12 protein-coding genes and 1 pseudogene are annotated in these 17,867 nt (G+C 65.1%); 5 read left to right on the forward strand and 8 right to left on the reverse strand.

Annotation, left to right across the window (positions count from 1 at the left end; all coding sequences use genetic code 11):
- Positions 1–55 precede the first annotated feature (55 nt).
- Entirely contained in the window at positions 56–559 is a 504-nt protein-coding gene (gene rplQ, locus F6B93_RS04620; RefSeq protein ID WP_211698020.1) for a 50S ribosomal protein L17, read from the forward strand.
- Positions 519–1,403, forward strand: coding sequence for a tRNA pseudouridine(38-40) synthase TruA (gene truA / locus F6B93_RS04625; RefSeq protein WP_211698022.1), 885 nt, complete (start codon positions 519–521; stop codon positions 1,401–1,403). Before rplQ ends, truA begins: the two co-directional genes overlap by 41 nt.
- 10 nt (positions 1,404–1,413) lie before the next feature.
- Here truA and F6B93_RS04630 read toward each other — a convergent pair whose 3' ends face one another.
- The 6 genes and pseudogenes from F6B93_RS04630 to F6B93_RS04655 form a co-directional block, all read right to left on the reverse strand.
- Complete coding sequence (locus tag F6B93_RS04630; RefSeq protein ID WP_343232718.1) at positions 1,414–2,526, reverse strand: methyltransferase; 1,113 nt, start codon at positions 2,524–2,526, stop codon at positions 1,414–1,416.
- 271 nt (positions 2,527–2,797) lie between these two features.
- Positions 2,798–3,895 (reverse strand): PPE family protein, encoded by a 1,098-nt coding sequence (locus F6B93_RS04635; RefSeq protein WP_211698024.1) that lies wholly within the window; start codon positions 3,893–3,895, stop codon positions 2,798–2,800.
- A gap of 96 nt (positions 3,896–3,991) precedes the next feature.
- Entirely contained in the window at positions 3,992–5,089 is a 1,098-nt protein-coding gene (locus F6B93_RS04640) for a PPE family protein (protein WP_211698026.1), read from the reverse strand.
- A gap of 77 nt (positions 5,090–5,166) precedes the next feature.
- Entirely contained in the window at positions 5,167–6,825 is a 1,659-nt protein-coding gene (locus tag F6B93_RS04645; protein ID WP_211698029.1) for a purine-cytosine permease family protein, read from the reverse strand.
- A gap of 251 nt (positions 6,826–7,076) precedes the next feature.
- Positions 7,077–7,706: a cutinase family protein gene (locus F6B93_RS04650; RefSeq protein ID WP_281426134.1), complete on the reverse strand. Its 630-nt coding sequence runs from the start codon at positions 7,704–7,706 to the stop codon at positions 7,077–7,079.
- A 78-nt stretch (positions 7,707–7,784) separates the two neighbouring features.
- Positions 7,785–8,408, reverse strand: a pseudogene (locus F6B93_RS04655) (cutinase family protein); the annotation flags it as partial.
- Between the two features lie 128 nt (positions 8,409–8,536).
- On the opposite strand from F6B93_RS04655, the gene eccB reads away from it, so the two are divergent.
- Positions 8,537–10,003 (forward strand): type VII secretion protein EccB, encoded by a 1,467-nt coding sequence (eccB, locus tag F6B93_RS04660; RefSeq protein ID WP_211699270.1) that lies wholly within the window; start codon positions 8,537–8,539, stop codon positions 10,001–10,003.
- On the opposite strand, the gene mycP is transcribed toward eccB, so the two are convergent.
- On the reverse strand, positions 9,965–11,377 hold the full coding sequence (gene mycP, locus F6B93_RS04665) for a type VII secretion-associated serine protease mycosin (RefSeq protein ID WP_211698036.1): 1,413 nt from the start codon (positions 11,375–11,377) through the stop codon (positions 9,965–9,967). The two genes, eccB and mycP, sit on opposite strands and share 39 nt — an antisense overlap.
- Positions 11,374–12,768 (reverse strand): type VII secretion integral membrane protein EccD, encoded by a 1,395-nt coding sequence (gene eccD, locus F6B93_RS04670; protein ID WP_211698043.1) that lies wholly within the window; start codon positions 12,766–12,768, stop codon positions 11,374–11,376. The genes mycP and eccD overlap by 4 nt, the downstream gene beginning before the upstream one ends.
- A 116-nt stretch (positions 12,769–12,884) precedes the next feature.
- Between eccD and eccCa the strand changes: the two genes are divergently transcribed.
- Together eccCa and F6B93_RS04680 are read left to right on the forward strand one after the other, a co-directional pair.
- Positions 12,885–16,589 (forward strand): type VII secretion protein EccCa, encoded by a 3,705-nt coding sequence (gene eccCa / locus F6B93_RS04675; protein WP_211698049.1) that lies wholly within the window; start codon positions 12,885–12,887, stop codon positions 16,587–16,589.
- A 7-nt stretch (positions 16,590–16,596) separates the two neighbouring features.
- Positions 16,597–17,841 carry a type VII secretion-associated protein gene (locus F6B93_RS04680; protein ID WP_211699271.1) on the forward strand — a complete coding sequence of 415 codons (1,245 nt, stop codon included), beginning with the start codon at positions 16,597–16,599 and terminating at the stop codon, positions 17,839–17,841.
- Positions 17,842–17,867 lie beyond the last annotated feature (26 nt).

A 17,867-nucleotide genomic window follows, 5' to 3' on the forward strand; every position in this document is an offset into this window, starting at 1 on the left:
AGCGGCCCGCCGGACTACCGGACAACTGGCCCAGAATCTAGACAGGAGCGTTGCAATGCCCAAGCCCACCAAGGGTCCTCGCCTCGGCGGGTCGTCTTCTCACCAGAAGGCGATCCTGGCCAACCTGGCTACGTCCCTTTTCGAGCACGGGCGGATCAAGACTACGGAGCCGAAGGCCCGGGCACTGCGGCCGTACGCGGAAAAGCTGATCACGCACGCCAAGAAGGGGACGTTGCACAACCGGCGCGAGGTGCTCAAGAAGATCCGCGACAAGGATGTGGTGCATACCCTCTTCGCCGAAATCGGGCCGTTTTTTGCCGACCGTGAAGGCGGCTACACCCGGATCATCAAGGTCGACGCGCGCAAGGGCGATAATGCCCCGATGGCGGTGATCGAATTGGTCCGGGAGAAGACCGCTACGGCGGAGGCGGATCGGGCGCGCAGGGTAGCTGCGTCACGGTCCAAAGCCAAGCAGGGCGCTGCCGAGGAGCCGCCGGCGGAGGCGCCGCCGACCGAGGATGCGAAGACCAGCGATTCTGACGAGGCCTCCGAGAATTAGTAGTGAGGTCCGTCTGCGGCTCGATATCGCCTATGACGGAACTGATTTCGCTGGCTGGGCGCCACAGACGGGGCAGCGTACCGTAGCCGGCGCACTCAATGAGGCCCTCACGACCGTGTTCCGTACGTCCGTGCGGCTGTACGCGGCCGGGCGTACCGACGCTGGAGTGCATGCCACTGGTCAGGTGGCGCACGTGGATGTGCCCGCCGAGGCGCTGCCAAGGGCCTATTCGCGGTCGGCCCGACCGGGCGATGCGGAATTCGTGGCCTTGGTGCGCCGGTTGGGCCGATTCCTGCCTACCGACATCCGAGTTCTCGACATCGGTCGTGCACCAGCGGATTTCGATGCGAGGTTCTCGGCGCTGTGCCGGCACTACATCTACCGGTTATCGACGGCACCCTACGGGGTGGAACCGCAGCAGGCCCGCTACATTGCCGCCTGGCCCCGGGATCTTGACGTTCACGTGATGGCTGAAGCGTCACAAGCCTTGCTGGGGCTGCACGATTTCGCGGCTTTCTGTCGCCGTCGAGACGGCGCAACCACCATCCGTGATCTGCAGCGGTTCGACTGGTCGCGGGATGGTGACATGATCACCGCGCACGTCAGCGCGGACGCCTTTTGCTGGAACATGGTGCGGTCGCTGGTTGGGGCATTGCTGGCGGTCGGCGAACACCGGCGCCCGGCGGCGTGGTGTTCTGAATTGCTCACGGCGACGCGACGGTCCAGCGATTTCGCTGCCGCGCCGGCCCGCGGTCTGACGTTGGTCCAGGTGGACTATCCGCCCGACGACCAGCTTGCGTCTCGGGTCATGACGACCCGGGGCCTGCGATCGCAGCCTGACTAGTCCGATAGGCCTAACTCGCTACGGATGCTTCCACAATGCTCAGCGGTGAGGCGGTTGGTATTACGCGGGCTAGGCGTAACCCGGCCTGAGCGAGCAACTTACGGAAATCGGCTTCGGTGCGTTCGCGGCTGCCAAAATGCAGAAGCATCTCCAGATCTACCCATTTACCGACGAATTCGCGATTGTGCTCTGGCAGCACAAATCCGATCACCAGCACCGTGGCATCGGCACGGGCTGCCACCCGCACGTTCCGCAAGATCTCCACGGCCTCCTCGTCGGGCCAATCGTGGATGACAGTTTTGAGAATATAGGCGTCACCGCCAACGGGGACACTGTCAAAGAAAGATCCACCCTCCACCCGGACCCGGTTCTCAACCCCCAGTTGCTGCAAGAGCTTCGGAGCTTCGGCCACGACCTGCGGCAAGTCGAGCAAGATACCCTGGGTATCTGGCGCCGTCGCCAAGATGTCGGCCAGCAGCTGGCCTTGCCCTCCGCCGACATCGACGATCGTGCGATAGCGGGTGAAGTCGTAGGCGGCAAGAACGGGGGCCGCCGCCAACTCTGAAATTTGCGTCATGGCGTCATCGAACAGACTCGAATATTCCGGGTCTTTGGCGAGGTAGTCGAAGAACGCCATATTGCGCAGCCCCGGAACGACGGTCGTGCCAGTTCGGATCGCGTTCGCCAGCATGGTCCAATGTTCTCGGTGTTGTCGGCACCCGAAGTAGCGGGCTACGCCGGCCACCGACCAGCGCGAGTCGGAGCGCAGCGTGTCAGCGAGCGGGCTCAGGTCATAGCGGCCATCGCGGCGTTGACGAAATATGCCCTTAGTCATCAACGCTCGCAGCAGCCGATGGAGCGCGCTGGCGTCTGCGCCCACCGTGTTCGCCAGCTCATCGATGGAGAGGGGTCCTTTTGCCAGGGCATCGGCAATGTTGAGTTGGGCCGCGGCGGTAATCGCATGGGCCGTCCAGCCGCCAAACATGAACTCCATCATCACCGCCGGTGGGGGATGCAGACGTTGGTTAAACCGATGTAGGTGGTGGCGAACCCGCTCGACGACGCGGGCCAGACGGGCGGGCGGAACCTTCATTGCGGTGGACAGAACACTCTCCTTATTCACGTGTTGTTATTAACGTTTTGTTCAGTTATTGTTTTCGTTTTGTTAACTACTTTGGTATACTGTCCCTTGCGTCAACGGCCCTTGGGTCGAGCGGCTGTCTTAGTGCGATGTGAATAGCGCACGACGAAGCCGCAGCTTTGTTGTGCTATCCCAATCCCCTAGGTTCCGCTCGACGAGCGATCATGCCAAGAAGCGCGCAATGATGTGAACGCCTTCCAGGCAACTTTCAGCTAACTTTGCTCAAATGCTCAGGTAGATCCGAGGACCGGGCCTAGCCCGCCGATGGCGGGCGCGTCATCACCGTGAGGCGCGTTCCGTAGCGGGGACCCGGTCCTGCGGCGCCTCTGCCCGATCCGCCAATCGGCATGCCTGAAACCACGTTCCCGCTGGAGCCGACTTCGGCGGGCTCGACCACGTCGTTGACGAACTTGGACACGGTGGTGGGTGCCGTCGCCGGGGTCGCTCCGGCCCAGCTTGCTGGTACCGACAGCTTGCCGACCGTGCTGGCTTGGGCTAGACCGGCGGATACTGGTCCACCGCCGGTCAGTCCGGCTGCGCCCGCGGCGGTCGCGGCGGCCCCCGGCACGGCGGCTGCCGAGCCGGCATCCCCCAAAGTACTTGCGGTCGCGGCAAAGAAGCTGGTTATGCCGGCCCCGAAGAAGGGCAAGCCAAGTGTGTCGTAGAAGAAGTTCGCGAACGGCGCATACCACTCCAAGAACCGTTCGATCGGTCCCGCTGTTGATGAAGCGGCAGAGGCCAGCGGTGACGTGAGGTCCTGCAGGACGGCCGGCAACTCCGAAATCAGCTTGGCCAGCGTGGTTTGCGTCGTTCCGGCGGTGGTGGGGCTGGTGGTTGGCGGCGGCGGCTCGAACGGCGTCACGGCAGTTGCCGTCGCCGCGGCACCCGCGTACTCATACATCGCCTCCGCATCACGCGACCACATCTGGGCGTACTGCGCTTCAGTGGCGGCGATCGCGGCGGTGTTTTGGCCCACAATGTTCGTCGAAACGAGCGCGGCCAAGTCAGTGCGGTTAGCGGCGATCTGGGGCGGGGGAACCATTGCGTCGAGCGCGGATTCGTACGCGGCGGCAGCGGCGCGGGCCTTGGCGGCGGATTGCTCGGTCGCTGCGGCGGTGTCACGCATCCACATCACATAGGGCATGACAGCATCGGCCATCGCCGCTGAGGAAGGGCCCAGCCACCCTTCGCTATGCAGCGTGGTGATCACAGTCTCGTACGCCTCTGCGGCAGAGGTTAGCTCGGCGGCCAACCCGCTCCAGACCGACGCGGCCGCCAGCATCGGCGTCGATCCTGGACCGGAATACAGGCGAGTGGAGTTGATCTCGGGAGGTAATGTTCCAAAATCCATCGCTACGAGTGCCTCATCTTGATTGTTGGAATTGCCATCTCGGTTCCTCCTGACTAGCTCTGTGCTGCGATGCTCCTTGCTGCGATGCCCGTGGGTCTATCCAGCGGCGGGCGGTCGAGACATCACGATGTGCCGTATCCCGTATCGGCGTCGGGCGAACGTTGCGGTGCGATCGTTGTCGGGCATGTTCGGGACCACAGCGGTAGGTGCATCAGGGTGAGCAGCGGTGACGATGCCGCGTGACATTCCCTCATGGGCGACGACATTCAAGGGTTGCGCCGAAGTTGTCCAGCTCCGCGGCACGGCCAACATCCCAAGCCTGTCGCCCTGTCCGATGAGTGCTGACACTGGTGCCGGTGCGACCCGTGCTACTTCTTGAATCGGGGAGATGCCAAGGGCAGCGGCTGCCGCGGCAGCCCCGTCGTCGGTGATCACTTGTTGGGCAAACAGGAAGCCCAACTGAACGATTCCCGCGCCGAAGTAGGTCAATCCCCAGGTGTTGACCAAGGTGTTCCAGTCGTTGGTTGGCAGGATGGGCTTCGGATGCCCACCGGAAGGACCTCTGGCTTTGGCGACGGTCGCAGCCTGTCCAGTACGCCCGGTGTCTGCCGTGTTTGGCGGTAATCCAAACGGGCTCAACGCCGAGGCAGTCGCCGAGGAGCTGGCGTAGGCGTACATGGCGGTGGCGTCGATGGCCCAGAACTCGAGGTACTCAGCCTCGGTGGCCGCGATCAACGGTGTGTTCTGACCGAAGAGATTGGTCGCGATGAGGGCGCGCAACAACACGCGGTTGGCTGCTATTGCCGGCGGGGGGATAGTCATCCCGAACGCCGTCTCGTACGCGCCCGCGGCCACCCTTGCCTGGATACCGGTCTGCTCGGCTTGTTCGGCCGTGTCGCTCAACCAGGTGATGTAGGGCGCGACTGCGGCGAGCATGGCCGCGGACGCAGGCCCCGACCAGGGCAAGCTCGTCAACTCCGCGAGGACCGAACCGCATCGACTCGCCGCGTCGCACAGTTCTGACGCCAGTTCGTCCCAGGCTGTCGCGGCGGCCATGAGCGGTCCCGATCCCGGGCCGGAGTACATCCGGCCGGAGTTGATCTCCGGCGGCAGTTCTGCAAAATCCGATACCACTGCGGCGGGCGGCACGCAGCCATTGGCGTCAGGCCCTGGTGGGCGGACGTCAATAGCCATCGAAGAACCCTTCCCAATAGTGATAAACGAACGCAGCAGAGAGATTCGAGACGGGCTGCCGCTACGATGCCGACGAGCTAGTCGTGGGCTGCGAGAACGTGCTCGGATCGCTTGTCGGTGGACAGGCACAGGGAACAGACGTGTGCGTCATGGCTCTGGCAAGCCGCCATGTCGGGGCGCTCAAAATCCTCAAAGCAAACATGGCAGTTCAGCTGGTCGGCCGAGGGGTTGCCGTGCGCGTCGTACATGGGTAGATCGATGCCGTCGTGCGTGCGTCGCAAGTAGTACTTGCCCTTGGTGGCGATCGCGAGAAGTGGTGGCATGACGAGCGCGACGGCGATTGCCACCAACGGTGAGTAGGGCCGCAGCGCCTCGCCCAGGCCGCCGAAGAACGCGAGGATCGACAGCCCCGCTGCCAACGACATCGACCCGAAGCCGACCGGGTTGACGGCATACAACATTCCGCGGCGGAATTCGGGCTTCTTCGGCGAGAGACCGAGGAGGTACTTGTTGAACACGATATCGGAGGCCACCGTCACGACCCATGCCATACCGCAATTGGCGTAGAATCCGAGGATCGTGTTGAGGAAGTCAAACATATTGGCTTCCATCAGAATCAAGGCGATTGTGAGATTGACACCCAGGAACACGACACGCCCGGGGTAGTGTTTGGTGACGCGGGTGAACGAATTGGTCCACGCCAGCGAACCCGAATACGCATTCGTCACGTTGATCTTGATCTGGCTGAGCACGACCAGAACCACCGCAAGTGTCAGCGCCAACCACGCCGGCATGAAGTTGCGGTATACCTGCATGAACTGATGCACCGGCAGGTTCGCGATCGCAGCGCCCCCAGCGACATTGGAAATCAGATATACGGCCAGGAACAGCCCGATGATCTGCTTGGTGGCGCCGAACACAACCCAGCCGGGACCGGCGAACAACATCCAGGTCCACCATCTGCGCGAATTCTCCGGCGTGCGCGGTGGCATGAAACGTAGGTAGTCGATTTGTTCGGCAATTTGAGCGATAAGGGCCAAGCACACGCCTGCCGCCAGCAGTACTGAGCCGAGGTGGACACCGCCGTCTCCGCTCTTGCCGGCGTAGGCGAAGAATTGCCCGACCGAGTACGGATGGTTGATCACGAGGTAGCCGAACGGGGCCACCATCAGCAACAACCACAGTGGGGTGGTCCAAAGCTGAAGCTGGGACAACACTTTCATGCCGTACATCACCAGCGGAAAGACCACCAGAGTCGAGCAGGCGTAGCCCAGCCACAGCGGGACATGGAGGCCCAGGTTGAGGCCCTGAGCCATGATCGAGCCCTCCAGCGCGAAGAAGATGAATGTGAACGTGGCGAAGATGACGTTGGTGACCACTGACCCGTAGTAGCCGAATCCGCTGCCCCGGGTGATCAGATCCAGATCGATGTTGTACCGCGCCGCATAGTAGGCCAGCGGAAGGCCTGTGATGAAGACCACTGTCGCAAATAGCCCAATTCCCCAGAGTGCGTTGGCAGTTCCCCACGCGATGCCTACATTGGCGCCGATCGCGAAGTCGGCCAGATAGGCGATTCCACCGAGGGCCGAGATTCCCACGACCGCCGGGGACCATCGTCGGTAGCTGCGTGGCGCGAACCGAAGTGTGTAGTCCTCGAGCGTTTCTCTGGTGGCCGCGACCGGCCCCTCCAAATCAGTTGGGGCTGAACGTATTGCCTCCGTGTCGCTACCCAGCATCAACCCTCCTGAGCAATGTCATCGGTCGACGGCAATCAGAATCTCCATGGCGTGCCGTGCGCCTGCCTTTGTGGAGAATGTGAAAGTTAACTCCACGTCAACGCGTTGGTGGAACGTCGCTACCGTTCAGCGTGACTGTAACCCTGGCTTTGAGGGCATGCCACCCGAAGGCCGCGGGTACAGCGATGTCGCAGACGTTGTCCAGCGGTCTCACAAGATCGGTGATTTCTGGTGAACCGTGGCGAGTCGGGCTAGATCCTGACAGCGACGAAACTGGCTGCTTGAGTGGTCATTCCGGGGACGTAGCTGGTGTGCGCTTTCCACTGGTCGCCGTTGGAGCAGATCGGGTCCCCGGGGTGGCACAGGTTGAGGATCTTGCCCGCGAAATGTGGGCTCAGAACCGTCATCAACCTGCCCGCGCGGCCAGAGGGATTTCCGAAAAGCGTGACCGCGACAACGTGCTGTGCCGCTCGGGCCGGCAAAGGATCTCGGAAACCCAGACCGGGAACTGGCGCCGCCGTGACGATATCGATCACCGCCGCACCCTGCGAGTACCCGCCGAGCACCAGTCGTGTCTCGGGACACGCGGCCGCCATTTCCTGAACATGGTCGCTGGCGTCATTCGCGCCTGCGGTGGCGGCGAGAAAGTCCTCGTCCGCGGGATAGTCCACGCCATACGCGCCGATGTTCTTGCCGGTCTGCTCGCGGAGGGAGGCGACCAACGCGGTGCCCACCCGTCCGAGACCGGGCGGCTCGTCGGTTCCACGGGCAAAGATCACCTCGGCGTCCGGGCACGACGCTCCATGCGCCGTCGGCGCCGAGACAGTCAACGAAGGGGCCAACACGATTGCGGCTGTTGCGGCGACCGGGATGAGCCTCATGAGTCCCGATTTTAGGGGCATGTGGCCGATGTTTCGGTGAACCAAGGACGATGGATCTGGGCATTTCCCCGGCCACTAGAGCCTGGAGGCGACGAAGGTCGCAGCCTGGTTGGTGTACTCGGGGATGTAGCCGTCGGTGTGCCCGCTCAACGCGTTGCCCGGGCCCGCGTGACAGATCGGGTCTGTGGGATTGCACAAGTCGATGGCCTTGGAACCCAACAACGAACTCTGGTTCGTCAGCGGTCCGCCAGTGCGACGGGCCACATTGCCGAAAACGGCGACCGCTGCGATGTTGTCGGCATATTGGGCGGGTAGCGCACTGCCCCAGGGGATGCCGGCAATCCGAACGCCACTGACGATGTCGATCACGTGGGCGCCCTGGGAGTAGCCGCCCAGAACCAGCTTGGTACTCGGGCACGACGAGGCCATGAATTTCACGTGGTCAATCACGTCGTTGGCGCCGTCGCCTCCGTGCAGCTGCAGACGGCTGGCCGGGTAGTTCACCGGGTAGACCCCGATGTTCATGTCCGCCTGTTGGCGCAGCGAGTCCACGAAAGCCTGTCCGACCCGGCCGATGCCGGGCGGCTCACTGGTGCCGCGAGCGAAGATCACTTCGGCTTCCGGGCAGTCGTTGGCCGTGGCGACGGGGGCGGTGGCTCGAAGGGTGCTGGGCGCGGCCACCAAAGCGGCTGCGGCGGCCAAGGTGGCAGCGGCGCGGCGCCAGCTGTGCTTGTCCACGTCGGAATTCTATCGGCAACCTCGGGAGATCTATCGGCCTGTGGATGAACAGCACAGACCGGACGACTCGCAGGACACTATTGCCCTACCGTATGCCGCAACGACGTGAGGTACCTCCGGGGAATCGTGGGGAGAAATTGCCGGGACCAACAAGCACTTGGCTGCACGTCAGCGGCTACCGATTCCTCGTGCGCCGTATCGAGTCTGCGCTGCAGTATCGCGACATCCCAGCGCTCGGTGCGCCTCTTCGCGCCCGGACAGCATCGTTGGCGGTCGGATGCTTGCTGGCGGCTGTTGCCGTCGTGGGGTACGGCTTCGTTGCCGTGCTGCGACCACAGGCCGCGCTCGGCGATGCCCAGATTGTGATGGGTCGAGAATCCGGAGCGCTGTACGTACGAGTGGGTGACACCTGGCACCCGGTGCTCAACCTGGCCTCCGCGCGGCTTATCGCGCCGAGTGCTGGGAGCCCGCGACGGGTGCGCGAATCCGCATTGGGCCGCACGAAACGCGGCCCAATGTTGGGTATTCCGGGTGCCCCCCAGCTCGTGTCCCGTCCGTTGTCCGGCGATGAGTCCGCGTGGACGATCTGCGATAGTCACGGCGACGGGTCGACGACGGTCATCGTGGGACTCGCCGATCGGGCGCCGATCCAGCGATTGGCTGCCGGGACGAGCATTCTGGTTGCGAGCAGTTTCTCCTCGCCCGTCTATCTGCTTTACGGTGGGCGGCGGGCCGTTGTGGATCTCGCCGATCCCGCAATTGCACGTGCACTGCGACTGGAGGGCCGAGCCCCACAGATCGTCGCGCAATCTCTGCTCACCGCAGTTCCGGAGGTACCGCCGATCGCGGTTCCGCGCATCCGCAGCGGCGGCCGGGTGAGGTCTGGGCTACCTGGGTTTCCGGTCGGCAGCGTGGTGCGCGTCGGCCGCGGTGACGGTGATGAGTACTACGTGGTGTTGCGCGACGGGGTACAGCGAATCGGCCAGTTCGCCGCGGATGTGCTCCGGTTCGCGGCTACCCGGGGCACCAGCAATGTGATCTCGGTGGCTCCCGAGCTGATAGGTGCCGCCCAGATCGTGAACACGCTGCCCGTATCCACCTTTCCGGATTCCGCTCCCGCGCCGGTGCATGGCCCGTGGACAGAAGCGCCGACCACCGTGTGCGTAACGTGGTCTGTCGCGGCGTCGGGCGACGCTGAGGTCGATTTCTTGACCGGCAGCGCTCCGCCGGTGCCGCCAGGGCAGGTGCCGGTGACCCTGGCACAAGCCGACGGCCGCGGCCCCGCGCTGGACGCGGTATACCTTCCGCCGGGACGTAGTGCGTACGTTGCTGCGCGCGGTCTTTCGGGCGATAGCTCCCGAGTCGGCACGCGCTACCTCGTCACCGACACCGGGGTGCGGTTCGGTATCCACGACGGCGATGCGGGACGCGCGCTGGGTCTACCGTCGGCGGCGATCGCGGCGCCATGGCCGATACTTGCGACGCTGCCGGCCGGGCCGGAGCTGAGCAGGGCGCAGGCTTTACTCGCGCGCGACGCTGTCGCGGTTGGACCGCCGTAGCACGCGGGTGGCGGTACTCGTCGCTAGTGCCGCCACCAGCACGACGACGCACGCTGCTGCGCCACCGATGGCGATATTCCGGGCACCGGGAGCTGGCGGGCCGGGCGTGGGGCGTTGGTCGGTCGGCTTGTGTATTCGCGAGGGCCGCGGGACTCGGGAGGGCTGCGGGTCAGGGACTGCAATGCCGGACTGTGGGTCTGTCGCCGTGCTGACCGCCGCCATCGCGTCCACGGTGCCGTTGCCGACGAGCGGATTCCATCCTGCGGGCGGATGATGGGCGGTCGCCTTGATTCGGTCCATCACTTGGCGCGCGGGCATCGTGGGGAAACGTGCACGGATCAGGGCGGCTAGCCCACTCACCACGGGCGCGGCATAGCTGGTGCCCGATAGCGGTGCCGCGTCATGGGATGCATCGATGCTGGTCATGATTCCGTCACCGATCGGGTTGAGCGACGTCACTGACTCGCCCGTGGCCGCGACATCCACCCAGGGTCCGGCGAGGGTGAACGCCGACGGCTCGCCGGCGGCATTGACCGAGCCGACGGTCAGCACATAGTCGTCGTACCAGGCCGGGCTGACGGCGACCGACACGCTGCCTTGGGTCGTATCGGACCGCTGGGGTGGACACTGCGAAGCTCCGCCGGTGTTACCGGCCGCCGCCACGACAACCGCGTTCCGAGTGTCGACGGCATAGGCGAGTGCAGCGCCCAGCGCGCGGTCGTCGAGGGCGGCCGCGGGTGACACGCATGCGACCGATGAAATGTTGATCACCGATGCACCGAGGTCGGCGGCCGTCCGGACGGCCTGTGCCATGGTGTCGACATCGCCAACGCCGCCGCCGGTTGGGTCGTTGCCTGGCCTGAACTTGGCACTGGACTGACGGATGCTGATGACGGTCGCTTCCGGCGCGACGCCGCTGAACTTGTCTAGCGTGGAATCGCTGGTGGCTCCGATAATTCCAGCCACCAGCGTGCCGTGTGCGTCACAGTCCTGAGTGCCGTCGCCGGCGGAAACGTAGTCGCCTCCGGCCACCAGCTTCGGCAACCTCCGGTGTCGAGCGACGCCGGTGTCGATCACCGCGACCCGCTGGCCCGCACCTCGGCTGAGTTGCCAGACTCGTGGCAGGTCGAGATCGGCGAGTTGCGTGGGTGCTGCGCTGGCCTCCGCGGCCCGTCCGGGTTTCGTCGTCACGACTGCGCAAACCTCGCGTTGCACGGTGGGTTGTGGGGGCGCGGGAGGCGCCGGCGCGGGCAGCCAGGTGTCGTCGATTGGGGGTGGCGAAATCGCCAGTGCCGGCGCCGCTCCAAGCTGGCTCGCTGCTGTCAGCGCGGCAACCGCGAGCACCCGTGTCACGCCCGAGGTCGCCGCGTTCATGCCAGATCAAGGCCGCGAACGGTGCTGAAGATGTCGCAGATCCAGCAAGTCAGCGGCGCCATCGCGATCAGCGCCAGACATTCCAATTGCTCTAGACGGCGCCGTATGACGGGTGACAGCGACCTGGTAGGAGCGACAAGGCTCAGATACGCTGCGGCAGCGGCGAGCATGGCAGTCGCCGCGACGATCCACGGGCCGTGCTCGGGCAGTGCGGTCGCGGTAAGGGCTAATGCTGTTGTACCAGTGATGATTCCACCGAGGGTGAACATCAGCGCTTTTGTCGGGTCGACGTCGCGGCGGGCGCGCAACAGGAGCAGCACGCCTGTGAGGGCGACCAATAGCACGCCGCCAAGACGCTGCGCGTCGGTGCCCCGGGTTGCCGCGGCGGCGCTCGTCGCGGCGATAGCCGCTGACGACGAAAAAGCGGCGAGCAAGCTGGTCAACCACTGATCGGCGCGGATCGCCCTGGTGGCCAGCGCGGTTGTAGCCGGCGCCGGATCGGCGTCGAAGTGGCCAGGTGCTGGCGCACGGTGGGGTGACAGCCCCGCCAGCACGATTGCCATCCGAGGAGATGCTTCTAGCAGGCCGAGGGAAACCACCGCGGTCAGCGAACCTACGACCGGCCATCGGATTGAGGTGATTGCCGCGGACAGCGTAGCCACCGCGATCACCAGGGCGGCGCACGCGGTGGCCGTCAATGTGACGACACCACAGCCCGTCGCGCGTAGTGCGAGCACCGATGCGACGGCTGCACTCATGGCGGCCAGCAGCACGTTGGGGACACCTGGTCCACCGGGAACCGCCAGGAGGCCGGCGACCGCGGCGAACGAGGTGGCCAGGACACTCAATGTGAGCCCGGCGATCGGGTCTCGATATGTTCGGTGCGCGATCACCGCCAGGAGCAGCGCGACCAGGCTGGACGCTGCTGCCGTCGCTACCGTTGCTCCGCCGTAGCGGGTGACGTTGGTGTTCAGTGTGTTTCGAATCAACGCCAGAGCACCGACGATGGCGACGCCGTTGGCCGCCAGCGCGCCCGTGAGTCGAGTCGCGTACCCGCAGCGTGGCGCGACATTGGCTCTGAGCGTTTCCGCCACCGCCTCCGCGACGTCGTCGTAGCGGACCGTGGGTGGCTCTGGGCGGTCATGGCTCAGCACCAGAACCGCGCCGTCACGGATTCCGTTTTGCGCTAACGTCGTCGAGGTGTCGAGGGCGGTACCGCTTGGGCAGGTCAGGTTGTAAGGTGCCGGTTCCAGATCGGCGCTGCTACCGAAGCTGTCGACGATCGACGGGATCAGGCTGGCGACCGGTACCCCGGCCGGCAGCGACAGGTCGACGACGGCCGCGCCCGCATGAATCGAGACGCGGCGCAGCCCCAGATCGTCTATAGACAATTTCGACTCCTTTGCATGCGGGTCATCGGCACGGTAGCCAGTTTCTTGCTGTGTGGCTCCCGGCTATCCACAGGCGAGTTGCGGTGAATTTCGCTGCTGCTTAACGTCGTCGGACTGTGCCGGCCGAAATCGTCGTTGAGGCGCCACCCGAAGTCCCGCGACCGACATCGGGCGACCAGCTGGTTCGCCTGGTGCCGGCCATCATGTCTGTCGCAGCGCTGGCTGTCATGGTGGTGGCCCTGGTGTCGCGCACGCCCACGACGCGACACCCGACCATCCTGGCGTTCCCCATCATGATGCTGGGCTCTTTGTTCGCTACGGCCGCCAGCGGCCGTAGCCGGCGGCGGGCCGTCGGTGTCGATACCGATCGCGCCGACTATTTCGCATACTTGAGAGTCCTGAGGCAGACCGTGGCGGAAGCCGCAGAATCGCAGCGTGTCTCCGTGTACCGGCAGCACCCGGATCCCGGTGCGCTATGGACGATGATCGGTGGCCCCAGGATGTGGGAGCGAGGTTCGGCCGATCACGAATTCTGCAGTGTCCGTGTCGGTGTTGGGCTCCGGCCACTGACCACCCGTTTGGTGACCCCGCCCGCGCCACCGATACAGCGTTCGGATCCGGTGACCGTTGATGCGCTTCGCCGGTTCCTCCGGGCGCACTCGACGATTGCGGACGTGCCCATCACGATCCGATTGCAAGCCGGTCCGATCACCATTGACGGCGAGGTCGAACGGGTGCGCGGACTGCTTCGCGCGATGATCTGCGGACTAGCTGTATCGCACCCACCGGACGAGCTGCTCATCTCCGGGGTAGTCAGTGATCGGAATCGGGTTCACTGGGACTGGCTGAAATGGCTACCGCACAATCAGCATCCGAGGGTCACCGACGGCGCTGGTCCGGCACGAATGGTGTATCCCAACCCGCAGGAGGCGCGGTCGGCGCTTGCTGGAGCGGCGCTGCCTCACCTCGTGGTGATCGTCGACTCGGATCAGCCTGTCGACGTTGGATTGTCGCACGCGACCACCCTGGAGGTCGGCGCCGGCGGTGACGGCATGCCCGCGCTGCTGCGGTATCGCGGCGAACGGGAAACTTTGGTCCGCCCGGACCACCTGGATTCCGCGGCCGCGTTGACCTGCGCTCGCCGGCTCGCGCCATATCGGGTCGGCGACGGAGGCTGGGACTCGCGGTCTGTTGTCCGCCAAGGCTGGGCGCAGCTGATCGGCATCGACGACTTCGCCGCCTTCGACCCAAAAACCCTGTGGCAGGACGAGAAAAACCAGGACCACCTCCGGGTTCCGATTGGCACCAGGCTCGATGGCGAGCCGGTGGAGCTGAACATCAAGGAGCCCGCCCAGGGGGGCATCGGACCGCATGGGCTTTGCGTTGGAGCCACCGGATCGGGCAAATCGGAGCTGCTGCGCACGGTGGCGCTGGGCATGATGGCACGCAACTCTCCCGAAGTACTCAACCTGCTGTTGGTCGACTTCAAAGGCGGTGCAACGTTTCTCGACTTCGTTTCGGCTCCACACGTTTCCGCCGTCATTACCAATCTCTCGGATGAAGCGCCGCTGGTTGCCCGGATGAGAGACGCCCTGGCTGGTGAGATCAATCGTCGGCAACAACTACTTCGGTCGGCCGGCAACTTCGTCAGCCTGGCGGCATACGATCGGGCACGCCGGGCCGGAGCTGCGTTGGCCGCGCTGCCGACGCTATTCATCGTCGTCGACGAGTTCTCCGAACTGCTAAGTCAGCATCCCGATTTCGCGGACATGTTCGTCGCGATCGGCCGGCTTGGCCGGTCGCTGGGCATGCACCTATTGCTGGCAAGTCAACGTCTCGACGATGGTCGGCTGCGTGGACTGGAAGCCCACCTGTCCTATCGCATCGGTTTGAAGACGCTGTCGGCCAGCGAGTCCCGGACCGTTGTCGGAACTCACGACGCCTACGAACTACCGAACACGCCCGGTGCAGGGTACCTGCGGTCGCCGACCGACGAGTTGACGCGTTTTCACACTGCACTCGTTTCCGAGCCGCTTCGGCTGGCGGGAGACACCGCGAGTCACCCTCCGCTCACGGCGTCGGTGCGGCCTTTCGCCACGAGCGTCGTGGGTTCGATCACGAACCGCGAACTGGTCGAGTCGGACGGGGCAGGCTTGCTCACCGTTCTGCATATGGTGCTAGAAAGGCTCTCCGGCCACGGACCAGCCGCGCACCAGGTCTGGTTGCCGCCGCTGGGAGCGCCACCCACACTAGAATCCTTGCTGCAGGACGCTGACCCGGCGCGAGGTGAATGGGCCGTACCGATCGGAGTCGTCGACCGCCCGTTCGAGCAGTCCCGAACGCCACTGACCGTCGACGTGTCCGGAGCCGCCGGCAATGTCGCAGTCGTTGGCGCACCACAAGCTGGTAAGTCCACGGCACTGTGCACCCTCATCATGGCGCTGGCGGGCACCCACGGTCCCCATCACGCACAGTTCTACTGTCTGGATTTCGGCGGCGGAGGGCTGAGTTCGGTGCGCGGCCTGCCCCATGTGGGTGCCGTTGCCAATCGGGCCGATCGGCAACTCGTCTGCCGCATGGTTGCCGAATGCGAATCCATCGTGCGGTCCAGGGAGAGCTTCTTCCGCGAACACGGTATCGACTCTGTGGTGACCTATCGCCGCGACCGAGCCCATGGGTGTCCTGGGTCATACGGCGAACCGTTCGGCGACGTGTTTCTGGTCATCGACGGCTGGACAAGCCTGCGTCAGGAGTTCGAGGCGGCTGCTGAATCGATTACCGCTCTCGCGGGTCAGGGACTCTCGTTCGGTGTCCATGTCGTACTGTCGGCTTCTCGCTGGGCGGACATCGGGCCGTCGCTGAAGGATCAGCTGGGCACCCGGATCGAGTTGCGGCTGGGGGATCCCGCGGATTCCGAACTGGACCGCAAGCGGGCGCGACAGGTACCGTGCGACGCTCCCGGTCGGGGACTGAGCCGCGATGGCAAGCAGATGCTGATCGCTCTGCCGAGGCTGGACGGTGTCGACCCGCGGCGCCGCCCCGGCGACTCCGTCGCGCCCCCGATCCCGCTGCTGCCAGAGCGGGTCGACTACGCAACCCTGATCGACCGCGTTGGAACTGAACTCGGTAGGCGGATTCTGCTCGGTATCGGGGAGAGTCGGCTGCAGCCGGTCACGGTCGATTTCAAACGCCAGCCGCATCTGCTCATCGTCGGGGACAACGAGTGCGGAAAGACCGCCGCGTTGCGCACGCTGTGCGCCGAGATCGTCCGGACCAACTGCGTCGCGGAGGCCCGACTGTTCATCATCGACTTCCGGCGAACGCTACTTGGCGTCGTCGAATCGGAACACCTGGGCGGCTACGCAATCTCGTCGGCGGCGGTGGATGTGTTGCTGCCGGGCCTGCTCGATCAGCTGAATATGCGGATGCCCACAGCCGAGGTGAACCAGCCGCAGCTGCAAGCCCGGTCCGGGTGGTCTGGCCCAGACATCTATCTGGTGGTCGACGACTACGATCTGGTGGCCACTTCGGCCGGCAATCCGCTGCTTGCTCTGCTCGAATACGTGCCACACGCACAAGATCTCGGTCTGCACCTGATCGTGGCCCGACGCAGCGGGGGCGCCGCGCGTGGCTTGTTCGAGCCGCTGGTGGCTAGTTTGCGTGACCTTGGCTGCATGGGGCTGATGATGAGCGGACGCCCCGACGACGGTGTTCTCTTGGGTTCCTGCCGTCCGATGCCGCTGCCGCCGGGCCGCGCGGTCCTCGTCACCCGCACCGACGACGAGCAGGCTATCCAGGTCGCCTGGAGTGCCCCACGATGAAGCTGCCTTGAACGCGCACCGGGTGGTGATCGAGGCGGGTCCAGCGACGATCCGCCGATTATGTTGCGGCACCACAGTGGCCGCTGGTGCCGAAGTCGCCATCGCCGCGCTCGGCGCTATTGACGACGCGGTGGCGGTGGTGGATGACCAGCCGGTGGCCGTTGATTCCCTGTGGTCGGCCGTGCTGCGGTCGCTGGCGTGCGATCGGGGCCAACCCGTGGTCGTTGTGCATCCCTCGTGGTGGCCGGCGTCGCGCGTGGGTGTGGTCAGCGCAGCGGCGCGCGCGGGAACGATAGATGTTGCCGCGATATCGCGCGTGCGGTTGCTGGTGCGGGCGTCGTCGGCGAAAACGACTGTGGTGGTGGAGATCACCGAACGGTTGGTGGTGGTCACCGGTGCTGAGGTGGTCGCCGTACCACGCCGGATGCGATCCGGGCCTACGGCCCACGAGGTTGCGGGTGTGATCACCAGCATGAGCGCCACAGGGCAACCCGGGACCCCCGCGCAGGTGCTGATCGATGTGGCCAGCGGTGTTGCCGGGGCGCCGGATTTCGCTGAATCGATTGCCGACGAAGTGCGGGCCTCGGGCATCGGGCAGCAGGTGACGATCGTCGACGACGCGTGGCTGGCGCGGCTGGCCCGGGCGATGCACTCGAACGTAGCCAAGCCACGCTCGGCGCCCGAGCCCGGCGCCAGCACTGTCATTGGTCGGAGATACCGCACGCGTATGCGTCCGGCTGCCGCTGCTGTCCTGACGGTGGTGGCCGTGGCGGTGCCGTGCGCGGTCGCGGTGATCTGGCGCCGGGCTCCGTCCGCCGAGACGCCGGCGACGTTCTTGGTGGAAGGCCGGGTCGCAGTAGCCATTCCCGACGACTGGCTCACCCAGCGGATACTCGCCGGTCCGGGTTCGGCCCGGGTCCAGGTCACATCGCCATCAGATCCCGAGGTGGCGTTGCACGTCACGCAATCGCTCGTCGCCGGCGAGACACTGGCTGGCGCGGCGGAGCGGTTGAAACGGGCAATCGATGCCGAACCGGCGGGCGTGTTCGTCGACTTCAACCCCTCGGGCAGCAGCGCGGGCCGAACCGCGGTGACCTACCGCGAAGTCCGTGCCGCGCATCACGTCCGGTGGACCGTGTTGGTCGACGGCTCGGTCCGCATCAGCATCGGGTGCCAGAGCAGGCCCGGGGCGCAGCACGCAGTTCGCGCCGTATGTGAGCAGGCCGTGCGATCCGCTCACGCCGTTGGTTAGCGCGGGTATGAGCCGGCCGATCAGTT

Origin of the sequence: Mycobacterium spongiae (assembly GCF_018278905.1) — a bacterium.
Taxonomy (GTDB): domain Bacteria; phylum Actinomycetota; class Actinomycetes; order Mycobacteriales; family Mycobacteriaceae; genus Mycobacterium; species Mycobacterium spongiae.